Genomic DNA, 17,631 nt, shown 5'->3' on the forward strand with positions numbered 1-17,631 from the left:
GAAGCTTGGAATTCCGCGCTAAAGGCTCGCTAAAGGTTGCTCAAAGCAGCTGGTCGACGGCTGTTGCGAGCGGTTCTTCGGGGATCTCGTACGCCCCTCCCAGCGCCGCCAGCGCGCCCGTGCGGGTCGCCTCCCGGTCCTGCTCATGGTCGGCTGAGAACGGCCGGGCGGCCAGGCGCTCCCAGCCGCGGTCGGCGGTGAGCAGGAGATGTAGCGCCTCCTTGGGTCTGCCCTCGTCCAGTGCCACACCGGCCAGGCCGTCCAGCGCGTTCAACTGGCCCGTGACGAGGTCGAGCCGGCGATAGAGCCGCAGGCTCCGTACGTACAACGACCGCGCATCGGCCGGCCGGCCCTCCGCTCTGGCCAGCGCCGCCAGGTTGCTCAACGCGAACGCCTCGCCGGTGCCCGGGCCCAGTGCGGTGGACCGTTCCAGCGCTTCGGTGAACGCGGCCTCGGCTTCGGCAATCCGGCCGAGTCCGCGCAGTGCCACGCCGAGCGGGTTGTAGGTCAGCGCCGTGCGGATCTCGTCGCCGAGCTCGCTGGTGAGCCGCAGGCAGTCCTCGGCGTACGCGAGGGCGGCGGAGTAGTCGGCCTGGTAGAGCGCGACGTGCGCCAGCCCGTTCAGTGCGCTCGTCATCCCGACCCGGTCGTCCAGCTCGCGGTAGGCCCGCAGGGCGAGCTCACCGAGCCGGCGGGCCTCCGCGTCGTCGCGGTTGGCCCGGGCCAGGGCCGACGAGGCGCGTAACGCGTCCGCCCGCAGCGCCCGTGGCACTGACCCGAGCGAGGGCAGCAGCTGACGCAGCCAGCTCCAGGCCTCGACGGCCAGGCCGTGGTCGTACCAGAACCACCACAGCGAAGACGCGATTCGCAACGCGGCTTCGGGATCGCGACCCTCGCCGAGGCACCAGCCGACGGCGGTACGGAGGTCGGGGATCACCTCGGTGAGCCGGGGTAGCCACCCGGAGTCGAAGCGCTCGCGGTTGGCGGTCTCGGCCAGCTCGGCGTACCAGGCCGCGTGCCGCTGCCGCAGCGGACGCTCGTCCACCATCTGCTCGGCGGCGTACTCCCGGATCAGCTCGAGCATCCGGTAGCGCGTGCCGCTCGGCGACGGCTCGGCCGTAACCAGCGACCGGTCGGCCAGCCGGACCAGGACGTCGCCGGGCTGTTCGGTGACGTACTCCGCCGCGTCCCGCCGGAACGCGCCCGCGAACACCGACAGGCCGCGGAACATGGCCCGTTCCTCGGCCGACAGGAGCGCATGGCTCCAGCCGATCGCCGCACGCAGCGTGCGGTGCCGGTCCGGTGCCGTCCGCGAGCGGGCGTCGGCCAGCCCGAGCCCGCTGTCGATCTCGGCCAGCGACATCACCCGCAGCTGGGCCGCGGCCAGCTCGATCGCCAGTGGCAACCCCGACAGCCGGCGGCACAGCTCGGCGGCCACCTCGGCGTTGCCGCTGTCGATCGTGAACCCGCGGCGCGCCTCGGCACCTCGAGCCGCGAGCAACCGGACCGCCTCGGGAACAGCGAGCCCGGACACCAGCCACACCTGCTCACCGGCCACACCGAGCGGCTCGCGGCTGGTCGCCAGCACGCGCAGGCCTGGGCAGTGGGCGAGGAGTGCGGCCACGAGCCGTGCGCTGTCCTCGATCACGTGCTCACAGTTGTCGAGGACGAGCAGCGCCCGAGTCCCGCGCAACTGGGCGGCGAGTACTGGCAGCAGAGGCTCACCACTCCGCGGCAAGATGCCGAACGCCTGCCCCACAAGCTCCGCCACCACCGACCCCGTCGCGGAGTCGGCCGCCGTCGAGCCGGGCGTGGCTGAGCTGGGCACCGTCGAGCCGGGCGTGGCTGAGCTGGACACCGTGGAGCGGGCGGGCGCGGACGCAGCCGCCACTGAGCCGGCCACTGCTGAGCCAGCCGCCGTCGAACCAGGTGCAGCTGCACCTGGTGCAGCTGGGCCGGCCACCGCTGGGCTGGGTGCTGCCGCGGCTAGTTCGACGACGTGAACGCCGTCGCGGTGGTCGGGTTCGGTGTCGCGGGCTAGTTCGAGTGCCAACCTGGTCTTGCCGGCGCCGCCCGGGCCGGTCAGGGTGAGCAGCCGGGTGCGGAGCAGGTTGCCGGCGAGTTGTTCGAGCTCGCGGCGCCGGCCGATGAACCGGCTGGCGGCGACGGGAATCGACGACGGCGGGTCGAGGGTCGGGTCGTGGCGGTCGATCGCGCGGGCGAGCGCGGCTACTTCCTCGCCAGGTGCGGTGCCGTACGCGTCGGCGAGGCTGGCGCGCAGCGCCTCGTACGCCATCCGCGCATCGGCGGTCCGGCCGCAGCGATAGAGCGCGAGCAGGTACAGGCCGGCCAGGCGCTGCCGAACCGGATGCTCGGCCACCAGGCCGGCCAGCTCGGCCACCAGCTGCGCGTGCCGCCCCCGGGCCAGGTCGGCGTCCAGCCGGTCCTCCAGCGCGGTGAGGCGGAGCTCGGTCAGCCTGGTCCGCGCGGCGAGCACATCGGGGGAGTCCGGAACACCGGTATAGGGATCGCCGCGCCACAGCTCGAGCGCGGCAACGAGGTCTCCCGCGGCGATCAGAGCATCGAACGTGAGCGCGTCGACCTCGGCGCAGCCGGCGTCCAGGAGGTAGCCGCCTGCAGTGGTGACCACCCGCTCGCCGAGCACCTTGCGTAGCGCCGACACGTGTACCTGCAGCGACGTACGCACGGTCGCCGGCGGGTCGTCACCCCACAGCTGATCGATCAGCCGGTCCACCGAGACCGGAGCGCCCGCGTTGGCGAGCAGGATGCCGAGCAGAGCACGTGGCCGAGGACGGTCGAGCGGGACGGCAACGCCGTCGACGAGAACGTCCAAGGGCCCGAGCACCCTGAACTCGACGGCGGTCGCCATGGCGCGTTTCCCCGTTCCCGGACCACACAATGACCACACAATGGTGTACGCAGCCTACTGCGGAGAAGTCCGGCGCAAACGGTGGCAGTGGGTGGAGATCGGACGACCCGCCCTCCGGGGGATCACGGGCCGGAGGACCGGTCAGTCCGTACGATGTCCGATCTCCGCACCACCACCTCCGCACCAACGAAGGCGCGGCAGTCAGCCGGCCGAGAAGTGGGTCACCAGGCCTACCAGGCGTAGTCCTCGGGTGCGGTCTTGTGGCCCGGGAAGATCTCGTCGATCCGCTCCAGCGTCTTGCCGTCGAGCGTGATCTCGAGCGCCTTCTCCGCGGTGTCGAGCTGCTCCATCGTGCGCGGCCCGATGATCGGCGCGGTCACGGCCGGCTGGGCCAGCAGCCAGGCCAGCGCGAGCTCGCCCGGCTCGTGGCCGAGCTCCTCGGCGAGGTCTTCGTACTGCGCCAACTGCTCGCGGTGCTTCTCGATCCGCTCGGCCTGGTTGCGGCGCTTGCCGTCGCGCTCCTTGCGGATCACGCCGCCCAGCAGGCCACCGGCCAGCGGCGACCACGGGATGATGCCGATGCCGTGGTGCTGCGCGGCCGGGATCACCTCGAGCTCGATCGCGCGGTTCAGCAGGTTGTAGATCGACTGCTCGCTGACCAGGCCGTAGTAGTTACGCCGGGCCGCGGCCGCCTGCGCCTCGGACAGGTGCCAGCCGGCGAAGTTGCTGCTTCCGGCGTAGAGCACCTTGCCCTGGGCGACGGCCGTCTCCAGCGCCTGCCAGATCTCGTCCCACGGCGTGTTCCGGTCGACGTGGTGGAACTGGTAGAGGTCGATGTAGTCGGTCTGCAGCCGCTTCAGGCTGGCGTCGAGCGCCCGGCGGATGTTGAGCGCCGACAGCTTGCTCTCGTTGGGCCACTGGCCCATGTCACCGTAGACCTTGGTGGCGAGCACCGTACGTTCGCGACGGCCGTCGCCGCCTGCGAACCAGCGGCCGACGATCTCCTCGGTCCAGCCACGGTGGTCCTGCCCGCCGTAGACGTTCGCGGTGTCGAAGAAGTTGATGCCCTTGTCGTGTGCGGCATCCATGATGGCGTGCGAGTCGGCTTCTTCCGTCTGCGGTCCGAAGTTCATCGTTCCGAGGCAGAGTCTGCTGACCTTCACACCCGTCCGGCCAAGTTGTGTGAATTCCATATCTTTCTATCCTTCGCGGCATTGCTGGCTGCGTCCAATAGAAAGTTTCGCTGGGACTCAGAACTGAAACTTCTCAATCGCAACTGAGTACGGACGCTAGGTTGCAGCCATTGCAACGTAGCGTGTTCGCCCCACGGCGCTGTACCGTATTGCCGTCAGTGTTTGTGCGGTTCCGCGCACGGACCTAGCCCCTGTCCGATTCGTGTGGGTACTCGACCAGAAACCTTGCACCCACACGAATCGACGGCTCGGAACCGCCCTGATTCGGATCTGTTCCAGATAAAGCCACTTCAGCTGAGTTCGAGCAGGCTGCTGATGTCGTGTCCGTCCAGTTGTGGCGTGTCGTCGTACAGATAGCAGTTCGCCGCGTGCCGTGGGGTGGGGAGGTACGCCGGTGGCGGAGTCTCCACGCACCGCTGCATCGCCGACGGGCAGCGGTCGGCGAACCGGCAACCAGGGTGGCGGTCCGGCACCTCGATACCGTTCTGTTTGCCGACTTTCTGCTGACCCCAGCGCAGCTTCGGGTTCGGCCACGGGATCGAGTCGATCAGCAGCTGTGTGTACGGGTGTTTCGGCGAGGTGATGACCGTCTCGACCTCGCCGGCCTCCACGATGCTGCCGCGATACATCACGAGGATGTGGTCGCTCACGTGGTACGCCGTGCCGAGGTCGTGCGTGATGTAGAGAATCGGCACGTTCAGCGTGCGGTTGACCGTGCGCAGGCTCTCCAGGATCGTCGCGCGCAGCGAGGCGTCGACCATCGACACCGGCTCGTCGGCGACGATCAGCTTCGGCCGCAGCATCAGCGCCCGCGCCACGATGATGCGCTGCCGTTGGCCGCCGGAGAGCTGGTGAGGATAACGCCCGAGGGTTTCGTCCGGCCGCAGCCCGACCGTCTCCAGCGCCGACACCATCAGGTCGTGCCGTTCGCCCTTCGACTTGGCGATCCTGAACTTCTGGATCGGCACCGTCAGCACGTGGTCGACCTTGTAGAACGGGTTGAACACGGCGAACGGATCCTGGAACACCGCCTGCACGTCACGGCGGAACCGGCTCAGCCGGTCGCCTCGTAGCTTCGAGACGTCCGAGCCCTGGAACCGCACCACACCCGACGTCGGCGAGATGAAGCCCATCAGCAACGACGCGAGTGTGGTCTTCCCGCTGCCGCTCTCGCCGACGACCGACACGATCTGCGGCTTGTCGCCTTGTACGGTGAGCGAAACGTTGTCGAGCGCGACGGTCGAGTCACGCGACAGCACGCCACCGCCGTAGACCTTGGTGACCTCGCTCAGCTCGACCAGCGGAGCCGTCTCGCGGTATGCACTGTCAGCGGCCGGCATGACTCTCCTCACCTTGACGTGCGGTCTCCAGCAGGTGGCAGGAGGCGAACCGGTTCTGGTCGTGCTCGCGGTACTCCGGTGCCTCCTCCCGGCACAGGTCCATCGCCTTGGGACACCGCGGGTGGAACAGGCATCCCTCCGGCAACGACCTCAGTGACGGCGGCAGGCCGGGAATTCCGCGGAACGTGCCACGCTGCTCCAGCTTCGGCAGGCTCTCGATCAGCAACTCGGTGTACGGATGCAACGGCCGCGCGAAAATCTCCTCGATGGGCGACAGCTCGGCCAGCTTGCCGGCGTACATCACCGCGAGCCGGTCGACGGTCTGCGCCATCAGGCCCATGTCGTGACCGATCAGGATGACCGCGACACCGAGCTCCTCCTGCAGCCGCATGATGGTGTCCATCACCTGCCGCTGCACCACGACGTCGAGTGCGGACGTGGGCTCGTCGGCGATCACGACCTGGGGCTCCATCGCGACCGCGATCGCGATGCAGGCGCGCTGTTTCATGCCGCCGGAGAGCTCGTGCGGGAACATCCGCCCGACATTGCGTTTCAGGCCCACCGACTCCAGCGCGGACCGGGCGCGCTCCCGGAGCTCCTGCTTGGAACGCCTGCCGTTGCCGAGAACGCCGTGGTCCTCGAGCGTGTCGACGATCTGGTCCTCGATCCGCGTGACGGGATTGAGCGAGTTCATCGCACCCTGCGGAATCATGCTGATCTTGCTGGAACGCCGTGCGCGCATCTGGCGCTCCGGCAGCTCGATCAGGTTCTCGCCGTCGAGCCGCACCTCCCCGGAGATGCTGCCCGGAGGCCGGATCAACCGCATCAGGGCGAGCGCGATCGTCGACTTGCCCGACCCGGACTCACCGACCAGCCCCAGTTTCTCGCCTGGCATGAGATCGAAGCTGACGCCGTTGACAGCCTGCACCGGACCCGCGTCGGTGTGATAGCGGACCTCGAGATCGCGGACGGACAGCACCGGATCGGTCATTGGGACCTCCTCGACCGCGGGTTGGCCCATTCGTCGAGGGCGAACGAGATGAAGTACAGCGACAGGATCAGCACGATGATGATGGCGATCGGGATTCCCCACCACCACCAGAGATTTCGCAGCAGCGCGGAGTACTTCTGCATCCAGAAGAACGTCATGCCGAGCGTCGGTTCACGTTGCGACCCGAGGCCGAGCAGCTCCAGCCCCAGCGCGCCGTAGACCGCGCCGATCAGCGCGCCGACGAAGCCCGCCAGCAGGAACGGTGCGAGGTTCGGCAGCAGTTCCCGCACGATGATCTCGGGGCCGCGCATGCCGGACAGCCGGGCCATCCGGATGAACTCCCGTTCCCGCAACGACAGCACCTGCGCCCGAATCCCGCGGGTCGGCCCGGGCCACGCGAACGCGGCCAGGATGAACGCCATGTTCTCGATCGAGATGTACTGCCGCAGCAGCGACGCGATGATGACCATCACGAGGAAGCTCGGGATCGTGAACATCACGTCGACGATCCACCGGATGACGTTGTCGATCCAGCCGCCGTAGAACGCGGAGATCAGCCCGAGGACGATGCCGATCGCGAGGCCGATCGCGCCGGCCAGCAGCCCGATCTTCAGGCTGAGCCGGGTGCCCACGATCATCACCGCCAGCAGGTCACGACCCTGCGAGTCGGTGCCGAACGGGTAGTCCAGCGACGGTGGCCGGCTGGCCGGACCCGCCAGCGGATAAGGGTCCTTGAGCGGATCGATGAACAGCTGGCCCAGCGTCGAGAACAGCACGAGCGCCAGGAACATCGACAGCCCGATGATCAGCAGCGGGTTGCGCCGCAGGTAGCGGAGGGCACCCACCGCCTTGGCGGCCACCGGAGACGGGGCGAGCAGGGTCGCCGTCTGGGTCGACGTCGTGGTCGCTGCCACTTTCTCACCCCTTCTCGTAGCGGATTCGAGGATCGAGCAACGGATAGATCAGGTCGACGACGAGCGTCGCGATGCAGACCGCGAACACCAGGATCATCGTGATGCCGTAGAGCAGGTTGTAGTCCAGCACCTGGATCGACCCGTTGATCAGGCCGCCGAGGCCCGGATAGGAGAACAACGTCTCGACGAGCACCGTGGAGAAGATGAACGTGCCGAGCGACATCACCAGGCCGGTGACCTGAGGCAGCAGCGCGTTGCGCACGGCGTACCGCAGGAAGATCCGCCGCGGCTTCAGTCCCTTCGCGTCGGCGAACGTGATGAAGTCCTCGCCGGTCGTCATCACCATCAGGCTGCGCATCTGCAGCGCCTGATGGCCGAGCTGGAACAGGATCAGCGCCATCGCCGGCAGGAACGCGTGGTCGAGCACGTCCAGCATGAACGGCAGGCTCCACTCCGGAGAGGAGGTCTGGGAGTACGCACCGGCCAGCGGGAACACGCGCCATCGGAACGCGAACGCGTAGATCAGCAGGAAGCCGAGCACGAACGCCGGCACCGCGCTGGTGAGCATGCTGGCAGGGATGAACGCGCGCAGCAGGCGAGGGGAGCGCGGCCAGCCGAGGATCGCGCCCAGGATCGTCCCGATCACGAACGAGATCAGGATCGCCACCACGCCGAGGCCGATCGTCCACGGCAGCGCGGTGCCGATGACGTCGTTGACCGTCCGCGGATACTGCGAGATCGAGTAGCCGTAGTCGAACTGGACGACCTTCAGCAACGAGTGGAGGTACTGCTTCCAGATCGGCTGGTCCAGGCCGAACTGCGAGTTGTACGTGTCGGCCATCGCCTGCAGGCCGGTCTGGTTGCGGCCGCCCTGCGTCGCCGCCTGCAGGAGGCGTTCCTTGATGGGGTCACGCGGGCTCAGCTTGGGGATGAAGAAGTTGATCGTCGCCGCTGTCCACATCACGGTGATGAGAAGCAGGATCCGCTTGACGAGGTACTGCCACGAAACCAATCCGAACCTCCTAGGCCCGGGCGGGCCGGCTCGCACCGGCCCGCCACGAGAACGTCGTCGCTCAGGCGCCCGTCGACTTGAGGTGGGTGAGCTCCAGTGGCAGCGTCTTGAACCAGAAGGCACCTGGCAGGTACGGGTCCTTGGCGGTCGGCCAGCCGGTCCAGTACTTCGTGTTGTAGGCGATCCGGTGGTACCACTGCAGCAACGGCGTGTGGGGCAGCTCGCGGAGATAGATCTCCATCGCCTGCTGGAACAGCGGCAGCTCGGCGGGGTCGTCGACCTTCAGTGACGCCATCTGCTCGACGATCTGGTCGAAGTCCTTGTTACGCCAGCGGCTGCTGATGTCGCCCGCGACCTTCACCTTGGAGTAGTGCCGCGAGTGCATCAGCTCCAGCGAGGGGTACGGGTCGGCGAGCGCGCCCGCGAAACCGAACAGGAACAGCTTCGCCGAACCGTCGGACATCCGCGTCGAGGAGTCGCCCGGCGTCTGCAGCGAGGCCTCGAAGCCGGCGTTGCGCAACTGCTCGGCGAGGATCGCGCCGTAGTCGTTGACCAGGTCGAGGATGCCGTAGATGGTGGCGTCGACGCGCTTGCCGTCCTTCGCCCACAGGCCCTGGCCGTCCTTGGCGTACCCCTTGCCGGTCATGATCTGGTCGACCTTGGCCAGGTCGTGCGCGTTGGTGGGGTACTTGTCGAGCGTCGGCTTGACCGCGTCGAGGTACTTCTTCAACGGCGGGAAGTCCGGGAACGGCAAGTCTGAGATCGTTCCCGCACCCTCGTACCCGATGTCGACCAGTTGCTGCCGGTCGATCGCGTGGTTGACCGCGCGCCGGATCTCGACGTCGTTGTAGGGCGGGACCGCGCAGTTGAAGAACAGCGACTGCGGCCACCAGTCGGTGTAGCCGTAGGGCGCGTTCCGGTCGGTCCAGGCGATGATCTTCGGGTTCTCCTTGACGACCTGCTTGATGACCGGCGGCCGCAGGTCGAGCGAGGAGTCCAGTTCGTCGTTGATGAGGCGCTGCGCGGTGTTGGTCGGGTCGGTGAACGGCACGACGACGATCCGCTCCGGGCCGGGCTGCTCGGCCACGCCTGCCTTGACGGCCCACCAGTCGTCCCGCCGGTCCAGCAGGCGCTGCTGCACGGTCCAGTCGACCATTTGGTACGGGCCGGTGACGACCGGCCACTTCTTGGCCGGGTCGTAGAACAGGAAGCCGTACTGGTTCTTCTGGTCCTTGAAGATGTGCTCGGGGACCAGGAAGATGCCGAGGTCGTTCTTCATGTAGAGGTAGTCGAAGACGAACCGCGGCGCCGGCTTGGTGAACTTGATCTCGATCGTCTTCTCGTCCGGCGCCTCCGCCGACTTCACCCACTCGCGGATGTCCGCGGAGTAGGTCATCGCCTGGTTCTTCTTGTCCTTCAGCATGTTGAGCGTGAAGGCGACATCGCCCGCGGTGAAGGGCTTCCCGTCGCTCCAGGTCGCGTCGGTCCGGGTGGTGATCGTGACGCTGGTGTTGTCGGAGGAGTACTTCGGATCGCCGTCCGCGAGCCATGGCGTGGTTTCGCCAGTAAAGGCTGAGTAAAAGTAGAGCGGCTCGAACATCGCCGCCAGGCCGCGCTGGTGGTTGAAGCCGGAGGCGTACGGGTTGCAGATGCCGACGTCGGAGCCGTCGCCGTTGGCCAGCATCAGCGTCTTCTCGCGCGGAACCTTCTTCGGCTTTCCACGTGGGACCTTCCGCGCCGGCGACTCACTCGACGACGGATCCGGAATCTCCGGTGCGGGCGGTGTGCCGCAGGCCGCGGCGACCGCCAGTCCGGCGGAACTCAACCCGGCCAGCTTCAGAAAATCACGACGCGAGCGGTCGGAAAACCCAGGTGGCATGACAGACCTCCAACGAACAGTCCCCGTTCACCGAGACACGCTGGAGCGTGGCGAGCTGGCCTGTGATCCAGCTCACCTCGCAATTGGTCTAGGACTACCGCTCGCGTCAAACCGTGTCAACGCAGGTTGCCGTCATAGTCCGGAAACGGCAATGTAACAAGGGATGAATCCGTAACCACCTGGGTGAATCGGTGGGGTCATGCGGACTCGACGGGAAGCCCGGCTTGCACCCAGTCCGCGATGCCTTCGGAATAGAGGCGAACGTCGGTGTAACCGAGGCGTTCGAGCAGGCCGGCCAGGTCAGGGCCACGTGTGCAGGCGGAATCGGTGGAGTACGTCACGATCGTCGCGCTCTTGTCGGGCAGGAGATCGGCGGCCTTCGCATCGGCCTCCTCGGAGGTCAGGTTGAGTGCTCCGGGCAGATGCCGCGCGGAATAGGGCGCGGCCGGCAACGCGTCGATTACCGTTACCGTGCCGTTATCGATGGCCGCCCGGAGTTCGTCACGTGTGATCTGCGTGCTCATATATCACCAATCCTTGGAGAAGTGGGGGGATATTCTTCAGCGGCCGAATGGCGCGATGCCGGCCAGCAGTCCGCCGTCGATCGGCAGCGTCGCGCCGGTGACGAACGACGACTGGTCCGAGCAGAGCCAGACGACCGCGTCGGCGACCTCGTCGGGCCGGCCGATCCGCTTGACAGGGAGGGTCTGGCCCATCTTCAGCAGGGCCTGCTCGCCGGCCCGTTCGACCTGTTCGGTGCGGATCGGCCCGGGTGCCAGTGCGTTGACCCGGATGCCGGCCTCGGCGTAGTCGAGTGCGGCGGTGCGGGTCAGGCCGATCACACCGAACTTGGCCGAGACGTAGCCGGACAGCCCGGCGACGGCCTCGAGCCCGGCCGTCGAAGCCATGTTGACGATCGCTCCGCCACCGCCGTCGAGCATCGCCGGGATCTCGTACTTCATCGACAGGAAGACGCCTCGGAGGCTGATCGCGAGCGCGCTGTCGAAGTCGTCGACGCTGACGTCCGCGAGCGGGGTCGGCCGGTGCCCGCCGCCCGCCGCGTTGTTGAGCGCGACGTCGAGCCGTCCGTACGCGCCGAGCGTCTGCTCGACCATGCGCAGCACGGAGGCCGGGTCGGACACGTCGGTCGGAACCGCCAGAGCCTTGCCGCCCTCCGCGCGGATCTGATCTGCGAGGGTGGTGAGCGACTGCTCGCTGCGCGCGGCCAGCACGACCCGGGCGCCGGCCCGGCTGAACGCCAGCGCCGTGGCCGCGCCGATCCCGCGGCTGGCACCGGTGACGATCGCGACCCGGCCGGCGAGCGGGTACTGGCCGTCCGCGCCGCTCATGTGTTCTGCTCCAGCCAGGTCTGGATCATCGTCGCGTTGGTGTGGATGCAGACGATCTCCAGCCGGTCCGGCCCGACAACCGCGATCTGCTCGCGTGCTCCTTCGAGCTGCTTCGGCGTCATCGTCGTGCGGGGAATCATGTGCAGCATGTTGGGCTCCTAGGGCCATTCGCTGATGACAGGGAACACCTCGCGGGCCATGACCTCCAGTGGCTCGATCCGCTCGACTCCGACGACCCAGCCGAACACGGTCTGGATACCCAGGTCCGACAGCCAGCGCAGCTTCGAAAGCAGCTCGGGCACCTTCTCGCCATTCTCGCCGACGTCGAAGAGGAACGGCGCGGTCTTCTCCAGCGCGTCGAAGTCGCGTCCTTCCTGCTCGAACAGGCGCTTCAGCAGGTCGAGCTGACGCGGGATCTCCGGCGTCGGGCGGATGTTGCACGCGTCGGCGTACTTCGCGACGAGCGGCAGCGTCCGCTTCTCGCCGCTGCCCGCGATCAGGATCGGCGGGTGTGGGCGCTGCAACGACTGCGGCACGTTGAGCGCGCGCTCCAGGCGTACGTGCTCGCCCTCGAACGGCTGCTGCGACCCCTGCTCGCCCTCCCACATCCGCAGGCAGACCTGGACCGTCTCGTCCAGCAGGTCGAACCGGTCGCGCAGCTTCTCCGGGAACGGCAGCCCGAGACCGGCGGCCTCCTCGGGGTAGTCACCGCTGCCGATGCCGAGCATCGCGCGGCCGCCGGACAGCACGTCGAGCGTCGTGACGATCTTCGCCAGCAGGCCCGGCGGCCGGTACGGCGCGGCGGTCGCGAGCGTCAGCAACCGCGCCTTGCGGGTGTGCGCCGCGAGGAAGCCGAGCGTGGTGTAGGCCTCGAGGTGGTTCTGCTCCGGCCCGCCCATGATCGGGTGCAGCCATACGTGGTCGGGGATCGTGATCAGGTCGAAGCCGGCCTCCTCGGCCGCGCCCACGACCTCGGCGAGCTTGCCCGCCAGCCCGTGGGCGCCGCCGTCCCAGTTCATCGCCGGCATGCCCATGCCCAGCTTCATGACGTCGCTCCGGGCGGAGGAGTCGGCATCTGCTTGCCGGGGGGCGGCCCGGGCATCGGAGGCGCCCCGGGCGTACCCGCGACGAAGCTGAACTGGACGTTCGACAGCTTCCAGGTGCCGTCGAGGCGGACCAGCACGATGGTGGTGCGGGCCTGTTCGGGCACCGGGTTGCCCTGGTAGTTGCCGGGCTGGACCAGCCGGGTCACCACGACCGCGGTGTGGTCACCGTACGTGCGCACCTGCACGTCCTCCAGCGTGAACGAGTCGTACGACAGGCCCTGCGGACCGTGCCGGCCGAGGTAGGCCGGGCGGGGGAGCAGGAAGCCGAGGGGCCCGATGCCGAGGAAGTCGTCGGTCAGCATGCCGTCGAGTGCGGCCTGGTCGCCGGCCAGCTCGGCCGCGGCCCATTGGTCAAGGACTGTTGTTAGCTCTTCGTGTTCTGTCATGTCGGCAACGGTATGCCGCATTCTTACCGGCTCGAATCAGTGAAATCGCCAGTCCGCTCCCTAGGCTGGGCTGCGTGGTGCAGGTGAAAGTGCTGGGTAGGACACGAGAACGCGCGGCGATCGACGAGCTGCTCGAACGTGCTCGAGGCGGCGCCGGCGGCTGCCTGGTCCTGCACGGCGAGCCGGGTATCGGTAAGACGACCTTGCTCGAGTACGCCGCCGAGCAGGCGAGCGGCCTGCGGGTGCTGCGCACTGCCGGCGTCGAGCCGGAGTCCGATCTCGGATACGCCGCGCTCCACCGGTTGCTGCTGCCGCTGCTCGACCGGGTCGACCGGTTGCCGGCGCCACTCGCCGGCGGGCTCGGCGTGGTGTTCGGCCGGGCGACCGGCGAGGCACCCGACCGCTTCCTGGTGTCGCTGGCCGCGCTCTCGCTGCTGTCGGACGCGGCCGAGGACGGTCCGCTGCTCTGCCTGATCGACGACGCGCAGTGGGTCGACACCCCGTCCCTGGACACGCTGGCTTTCGTCGCCCGCCGGCTGTCGGACGAGCCGATCGCGGTCGCCATGGCCGCGCGTGCCGACGAGGGGCAGGGCGTGCAGGTCGCCGGGCTGGTCGAGCTGCCGCTGGCCGGGCTGGACCGGGAGGCGGTGCGCGAGCTGCTGGCCCTGGGCGGGCGCGACGGGCTGCCGGCCGGCGAGCTGGACGAGTTGCTGCGGGCGACCGGAGGCAACCCGCTCGCGCTGCGCGAGCTGCCGGCTGTTCCCGTGTCCGGGGTGCGGGAGCCGGTGCCGCTGGCCACCGGACTGCGGCAGGCGTTCCTGGAACGCGTACGCCAGCGCGGTACCGCCTCGCAGCAGGTGCTGCTGCTCGCGGCCGTCGACGGCTCCGGTCGTACGGAGACGATCCGGAAGGCGGCGGCCTCACTCGGCGCCGACGCCGAGGCGCTCACCGACGGGACGCTCGACGACCTGCTGGCCGTCGACGGAGCGACGCTGGCGTTCCGGCATCCGCTGATCCGGTCGGCGGTCTTCCACGGGGCGAGCACGGCCGAGCGGCGGGCGGCGCACCGTTCGCTCGCGGAGGCGCTGCTGGGTTCGGAGGCTGACCTCGACCGGCGGGCCTGGCACCTCGGGCAGGCCGCCTCGGGCGCTGATGAGGAAGCGGCTTCGGAGCTGGAACGTTCGGCGGCGCAGGCGTTGCGCCGGGCCGGACCGGCGGCTGCCGCGGCCGCGTTGGTGCGTTCCTCCGAGCTGAGCGTTTCCGCTCCGGACCGCACGCGGCGGCAGGTCGCGGCGGCGACGGCGTGGTGGCAGGCCGGGTATGCCGCGCGGGCGACTTCGCTGCTGGACAAGGTGGATCCGGCAGGGCTCGCCGACGACAATGGGCGGCTGGACGCGCTTGCGACGCGTGCGCTGATCGACCTGCGGGCCGGCCGGCCCGCCGACGTACTCGCGCTGCTCCTGCCCGTGCTGCCAGCTGTCGTACGGGCTGATCTCCGTCAGCTGTTCCAGCTGCTGATGGTGATCGGCGAGGCCGCGTACACCGCGAACGCCGCCGGCACCTGGCAGACAATGCTCGACACCGTTGAGCAGCTGACGCTGACCGGCAGCGAGCCGGACGATGTGCTGGCCCGGCTGTTCCGGGCGGCATGCCGGATGCGATCCGGCGCCTCGCCCGGCCTGGAACCCGGCGACCTGGAGACGATCGAGCAGCTCACCGACCCGGCGCGGCTCGGCTGGGCGTGCGGGATGGCCTGGGGGATCGGCGACCACGCGCTCGCGAGACGGCTGATACACAAGGCGGAACGGCTCGCGCGCGGCTCCGGCGCGGCGGGGACGCTGGCATGGGTGCTCGACTACATCGTGAGCGAGGAGCTGACCCGCGGCCGGTTCTCAGGCGCCGAATCCTACGCGGAGGAAGGGTTTCGCTTCGCCGTCGAGTCGGGGCAGCCCAACACCGCGTGCCGGCACCAGAGCTCGCTGGCGTTGGTGGCGGCCTGGACCGGCCGGGAGGCGGAGGTCGAACGGCTGGCCGGACAGGTGCTCGCAGAGGCCCGGCGGCGCGGGCTGTCGAGCTCGGCGGCCCAGGCGTACCGCGCCCTCGGCCTGTCAGACCTGGCGGCGGGGCGGCCTGCCGAGGCATTGGAGCACTTCGAGGTGATGGCCGGCGACCCGCGCACCACCCATCCGGGGATCGTGCTGCAGACCGTGCCGGAAGTCGTCGAGTCCGCGGTCTGGTCGGGTGCGGGGGAGGAGCGGGCCGGGTCGCGCTTCGGTGCGTTCGAGACCTGGGCGGAGTCGGTCCAGGAGCCGGGACTGCTGGCACAGGCCGCGCGCTGCCGTGCGTTGCTTGCGTCGGCATCGGCGTCGGCATCGGCGTCGGCATCGGGGTCGGCGTCGGCGGAGGCCGATGCGTCCTTTCAGCAGGCGTTGGAGCTGCATGTGCTCGCGGAGCAACCGGTGGAGCAGGCGCGGACGGCGCTGGCGTTCGGCAGCCATCTGCGCCGCACGCGGCGGCGTTCGGAGGCCCGCACTCATTTGCGTACGGCCTTGGAGACGTTTCGGGCGCTCGGAGCTTCGGCATGGGCCGAACGCGCGGCCTCCGAGCTGCGGGCAACCGGCGAGACCGCCGCCAAGCGCACCGATGGCGCGGACGCCCTGCTGGAGCTGACACCGCAGGAACGCCGGATCGCCACAGCCGTTGGCGAAGGCGCGACGAACAAGGAGATCGCCGCACAACTCTTCCTCAGCCCGCGAACGGTGGACTACCACCTGCGCAAGGTGTTCCAGAAGCTCGGCATCAGTTCCCGGACGGAGCTGGTCAGGCTTTCCGCACGCCAGTGACCGTTCCGTCGTCGTCGGTGGTGTAGAGGCCCTTCGACAGGTCGAGCAGCACCAGCCGGTTGCCGAACGGATCGGCCACGACGGCTGCCCGGCCGACGGGGATGTCGAACGGCTGCGTGAGGACCCGCCCGCCCGCGGCGGCGATCCCTGCCGCCGCCTCGTCCGCCGAGGCGACCAGCCAGCTGGGCGCGTAGTCGAGCTCGGTGGTGAGGACCAGTTCGGTGTCGCTCTCCGGCAGGGCGAGCCCGGCCTGTCCGATGTCGTCGTTGCGCCACAGCAGCTCGTGTCCCAGACCCTCGCAGTAGAAGCGAATCCCACTGTCGAGGTCGGGTACGGGAACGGTGACGGCATCGACCTTGCGCAACCAGGGCTTGGCATCCATGTGCAGATTCTCTCGCACCGCTGTGTAGCATGTCCGGCCATGAGTTCGACAGCCGAACCGACGCGGTTGGATGCGCCTCGGGAGTGCAAGATAGCCGACTCGCTCGCCATCGTCGGCGACCGGTGGTCGCTCCTGGTGATTCGCGAGATCACGTTCGGCGTGCGCCGGTTCAGCGACATCCGGGCCAACACCGGGGCGCCGCGGGAGATCCTGACGAATCGGTTGCGGAAGCTCGAGCAGGCCGGGGTGATCGAGCGGCAGCGCTACAACGAGCGGCCGCCGCGGGACGAGTACGTGCTCACGTCCGCCGGCCGCGGGCTCAAGCCGGTCCTGCGTTCCCTTCGGCAGTGGGGCGAGCGCTACACCTGAGCCGGCTCAGCAGACTCAGCAGACTCAGCAGACTCAGCCGGGTGGGCATGGATGCAGGCCCGGTCCAGCCGGGGGAGGGCGTGCGACAACCGGTGCTCCGCACGATGCGCGATCCGGTGCGCGTCGGCCAGGCTGAGGTCGGCGGCCACGGCCAGGTCGGCCTCGGCCTGGAGGGCGTGCCCGACCCAGCGCATCCGCAGCGCGTCGACGCCGACCACGCCGGGCGTCTCCGCCAGGGCGAGCTTGGCCTGGTCCACCAGCGCGGGGTCCACGGCGTCCAGCAGGCGGGCGAGCACCTGCTTGGCCGCGCCGATCAGGACGGCGAGGATCGCCGCCGCGATGAGGAGGCCGGCCAGCGGGTCGGCCCAGCGCCAGCCGAGTGCCGCGCCGCCGGCCGACAGTACGACGGCGAGTGACGTCAGCCCGTCGGTCCTGGCGTGCAGGCCGTCGGCGACCAGCGCCGCCGATCCGATCTGCCGGCCGACGCGGATCCGGTAGGCCGCGACCAGTTCGTTGCCCACGAAGCCCAGCACACCGGCCGCTGCCAGCCAGCCGAGGTTGGTCACCTCCCGCGGCTCGATCAACCGCCGGATCCCTTCCCACACAGCGAATCCGGCCGACGCTGCGATCGCCACCAGGATCACGAGGCCGGCCAGGTCCTCCAGCCGTCCCAGGCCGTAGGTGAACCGCCGGCTGGCCGCGCGCCGCCCGAGCCAGAACGCGATCGCCAACGGCACAGCCGTCAGCGCATCGGCCGCGTTGTGCAGCGTGTCGGACAGCAGCGCCACAGACGACGTGAGCCCGACGAGCACTCCCTGCCCGACCGCCGTGACGAGCAGGGCCGCGGCCGACCACCACAACGCCCGCATGCCTCGCCGCGAGGCCTCGAGCGTGTCGTCCACGGTGTCTGCGGTGTCATGGGAATGCGGGACCAGGGCATGCAGGAATCGTCCACTCACAGCGCTCATCGTCACACG

Annotated in this window: 16 protein-coding genes; 2 read left to right on the top strand and 14 right to left on the bottom strand. The window is 69.1% G+C overall.

All coding sequences use genetic code 11. From position 1 onward, the window contains the following. Positions 1 to 40 precede the first annotated feature (40 nt). The 12 genes from ACYVF6_RS20690 to ACYVF6_RS20745 form a co-directional block, all read right to left on the bottom strand. Positions 41 to 2,890: a BTAD domain-containing putative transcriptional regulator gene (locus ACYVF6_RS20690; RefSeq protein WP_460523746.1), complete on the bottom strand. Its 2,850-nt coding sequence runs from the start codon at positions 2,888 to 2,890 to the stop codon at positions 41 to 43. 230 nt (positions 2,891 to 3,120) lie between these two features. Next, the gene (locus tag ACYVF6_RS20695; RefSeq protein WP_460523748.1) at positions 3,121 to 4,083 is read right to left on the bottom strand and encodes an aldo/keto reductase; all 963 of its coding nucleotides are present in this window, start codon (positions 4,081 to 4,083) and stop codon (positions 3,121 to 3,123) included. 290 nt (positions 4,084 to 4,373) lie between these two features. After that, positions 4,374 to 5,423, bottom strand: a complete 1,050-nt coding sequence (locus ACYVF6_RS20700) for an ABC transporter ATP-binding protein (RefSeq protein ID WP_460523750.1) — start codon at positions 5,421 to 5,423, stop codon at positions 4,374 to 4,376. Next, positions 5,410 to 6,414, bottom strand: coding sequence for an ABC transporter ATP-binding protein (locus ACYVF6_RS20705; RefSeq protein ID WP_460523752.1), 1,005 nt, complete (start codon positions 6,412 to 6,414; stop codon positions 5,410 to 5,412). Before ACYVF6_RS20705 ends, ACYVF6_RS20700 begins: the two co-directional genes overlap by 14 nt. Next, the gene (locus tag ACYVF6_RS20710) at positions 6,411 to 7,328 is read right to left on the bottom strand and encodes an ABC transporter permease (protein ID WP_460523754.1); all 918 of its coding nucleotides are present in this window, start codon (positions 7,326 to 7,328) and stop codon (positions 6,411 to 6,413) included. Before ACYVF6_RS20710 ends, ACYVF6_RS20705 begins: the two co-directional genes overlap by 4 nt. A 4-nt stretch (positions 7,329 to 7,332) precedes the next feature. Continuing rightward, positions 7,333 to 8,340: an ABC transporter permease gene (locus tag ACYVF6_RS20715; RefSeq protein ID WP_460523756.1), complete on the bottom strand. Its 1,008-nt coding sequence runs from the start codon at positions 8,338 to 8,340 to the stop codon at positions 7,333 to 7,335. 61 nt (positions 8,341 to 8,401) lie between these two features. Then, positions 8,402 to 10,219, bottom strand: a complete 1,818-nt coding sequence (locus ACYVF6_RS20720; protein WP_460523758.1) for an ABC transporter substrate-binding protein — start codon at positions 10,217 to 10,219, stop codon at positions 8,402 to 8,404. Positions 10,220 to 10,416: 197 nt separating this feature from the next. Further along, positions 10,417 to 10,743 (bottom strand): rhodanese-like domain-containing protein, encoded by a 327-nt coding sequence (locus tag ACYVF6_RS20725; protein ID WP_460523760.1) that lies wholly within the window; start codon positions 10,741 to 10,743, stop codon positions 10,417 to 10,419. Between the two features lie 36 nt (positions 10,744 to 10,779). Continuing rightward, positions 10,780 to 11,568 (bottom strand): SDR family NAD(P)-dependent oxidoreductase, encoded by a 789-nt coding sequence (locus tag ACYVF6_RS20730; RefSeq protein ID WP_460523762.1) that lies wholly within the window; start codon positions 11,566 to 11,568, stop codon positions 10,780 to 10,782. Continuing rightward, positions 11,565 to 11,717, bottom strand: coding sequence for a hypothetical protein (locus ACYVF6_RS20735; protein WP_460523764.1), 153 nt, complete (start codon positions 11,715 to 11,717; stop codon positions 11,565 to 11,567). Before ACYVF6_RS20735 ends, ACYVF6_RS20730 begins: the two co-directional genes overlap by 4 nt. A gap of 9 nt (positions 11,718 to 11,726) precedes the next feature. After that, entirely contained in the window at positions 11,727 to 12,614 is an 888-nt protein-coding gene (locus ACYVF6_RS20740) for an LLM class oxidoreductase (RefSeq protein WP_460523766.1), read from the bottom strand. Then, a complete protein-coding gene (locus ACYVF6_RS20745) occupies positions 12,611 to 13,060 on the bottom strand; it encodes a nuclear transport factor 2 family protein (protein ID WP_460523768.1) in 450 nt (149 codons plus the stop codon). The genes ACYVF6_RS20740 and ACYVF6_RS20745 overlap by 4 nt, the downstream gene beginning before the upstream one ends. A gap of 74 nt (positions 13,061 to 13,134) precedes the next feature. Between ACYVF6_RS20745 and ACYVF6_RS20750 the strand changes: the two genes are divergently transcribed. Then, the gene (locus ACYVF6_RS20750) at positions 13,135 to 15,903 is read left to right on the top strand and encodes an ATP-binding protein (RefSeq protein WP_460523770.1); all 2,769 of its coding nucleotides are present in this window, start codon (positions 13,135 to 13,137) and stop codon (positions 15,901 to 15,903) included. Here the strand turns inward: ACYVF6_RS20750 and ACYVF6_RS20755 are convergent. After that, positions 15,881 to 16,285: a VOC family protein gene (locus tag ACYVF6_RS20755; RefSeq protein ID WP_460523772.1), complete on the bottom strand. Its 405-nt coding sequence runs from the start codon at positions 16,283 to 16,285 to the stop codon at positions 15,881 to 15,883. The two genes, ACYVF6_RS20750 and ACYVF6_RS20755, sit on opposite strands and share 23 nt — an antisense overlap. Before the next feature lie 39 nt (positions 16,286 to 16,324). Here ACYVF6_RS20755 and ACYVF6_RS20760 point away from each other — a divergent pair, with 39 nt between their 5' ends. Beyond that, on the top strand, positions 16,325 to 16,654 hold the full coding sequence (locus ACYVF6_RS20760; protein WP_460523774.1) for a winged helix-turn-helix transcriptional regulator: 330 nt from the start codon (positions 16,325 to 16,327) through the stop codon (positions 16,652 to 16,654). On the opposite strand, the gene ACYVF6_RS20765 is transcribed toward ACYVF6_RS20760, so the two are convergent. Beyond that, complete coding sequence (locus ACYVF6_RS20765; protein ID WP_460523776.1) at positions 16,645 to 17,622, bottom strand: cation diffusion facilitator family transporter; 978 nt, start codon at positions 17,620 to 17,622, stop codon at positions 16,645 to 16,647. The two genes, ACYVF6_RS20760 and ACYVF6_RS20765, sit on opposite strands and share 10 nt — an antisense overlap. Positions 17,623 to 17,631: the final 9 nt, after the last annotated feature.

It is taken from the genome of Flindersiella endophytica, from assembly GCF_054779015.1.

Bases quoted from the DNA above. Each gene is read 5' to 3' on its own strand.
- ACYVF6_RS20690 (WP_460523746.1), bottom strand. From the start codon at position 2,890: ATGGCGACCGCCGTCGAGTTCAGGGTGCTCGGGCCCTTGGACGTTCTC.
- ACYVF6_RS20695 (WP_460523748.1), bottom strand. From the start codon at position 4,083: ATGGAATTCACACAACTTGGCCGGACGGGTGTGAAGGTCAGCAGACTC.
- ACYVF6_RS20700 (WP_460523750.1), bottom strand. From the start codon at position 5,423: ATGCCGGCCGCTGACAGTGCATACCGCGAGACGGCTCCGCTGGTCGAG.
- ACYVF6_RS20705 (WP_460523752.1), bottom strand. From the start codon at position 6,414: ATGACCGATCCGGTGCTGTCCGTCCGCGATCTCGAGGTCCGCTATCAC.
- ACYVF6_RS20720 (WP_460523758.1), bottom strand. From the start codon at position 10,219: ATGCCACCTGGGTTTTCCGACCGCTCGCGTCGTGATTTTCTGAAGCTG.
- ACYVF6_RS20725 (WP_460523760.1), bottom strand. From the start codon at position 10,743: ATGAGCACGCAGATCACACGTGACGAACTCCGGGCGGCCATCGATAAC.
- ACYVF6_RS20730 (WP_460523762.1), bottom strand. From the start codon at position 11,568: ATGAGCGGCGCGGACGGCCAGTACCCGCTCGCCGGCCGGGTCGCGATC.
- ACYVF6_RS20735 (WP_460523764.1), bottom strand. From the start codon at position 11,717: ATGCTGCACATGATTCCCCGCACGACGATGACGCCGAAGCAGCTCGAA.
- ACYVF6_RS20740 (WP_460523766.1), bottom strand. From the start codon at position 12,614: ATGAAGCTGGGCATGGGCATGCCGGCGATGAACTGGGACGGCGGCGCC.
- ACYVF6_RS20745 (WP_460523768.1), bottom strand. From the start codon at position 13,060: ATGACAGAACACGAAGAGCTAACAACAGTCCTTGACCAATGGGCCGCG.
- ACYVF6_RS20755 (WP_460523772.1), bottom strand. From the start codon at position 16,285: ATGGATGCCAAGCCCTGGTTGCGCAAGGTCGATGCCGTCACCGTTCCC.
- ACYVF6_RS20760 (WP_460523774.1), top strand. From the start codon at position 16,325: ATGAGTTCGACAGCCGAACCGACGCGGTTGGATGCGCCTCGGGAGTGC.
- ACYVF6_RS20765 (WP_460523776.1), bottom strand. From the start codon at position 17,622: ATGAGCGCTGTGAGTGGACGATTCCTGCATGCCCTGGTCCCGCATTCC.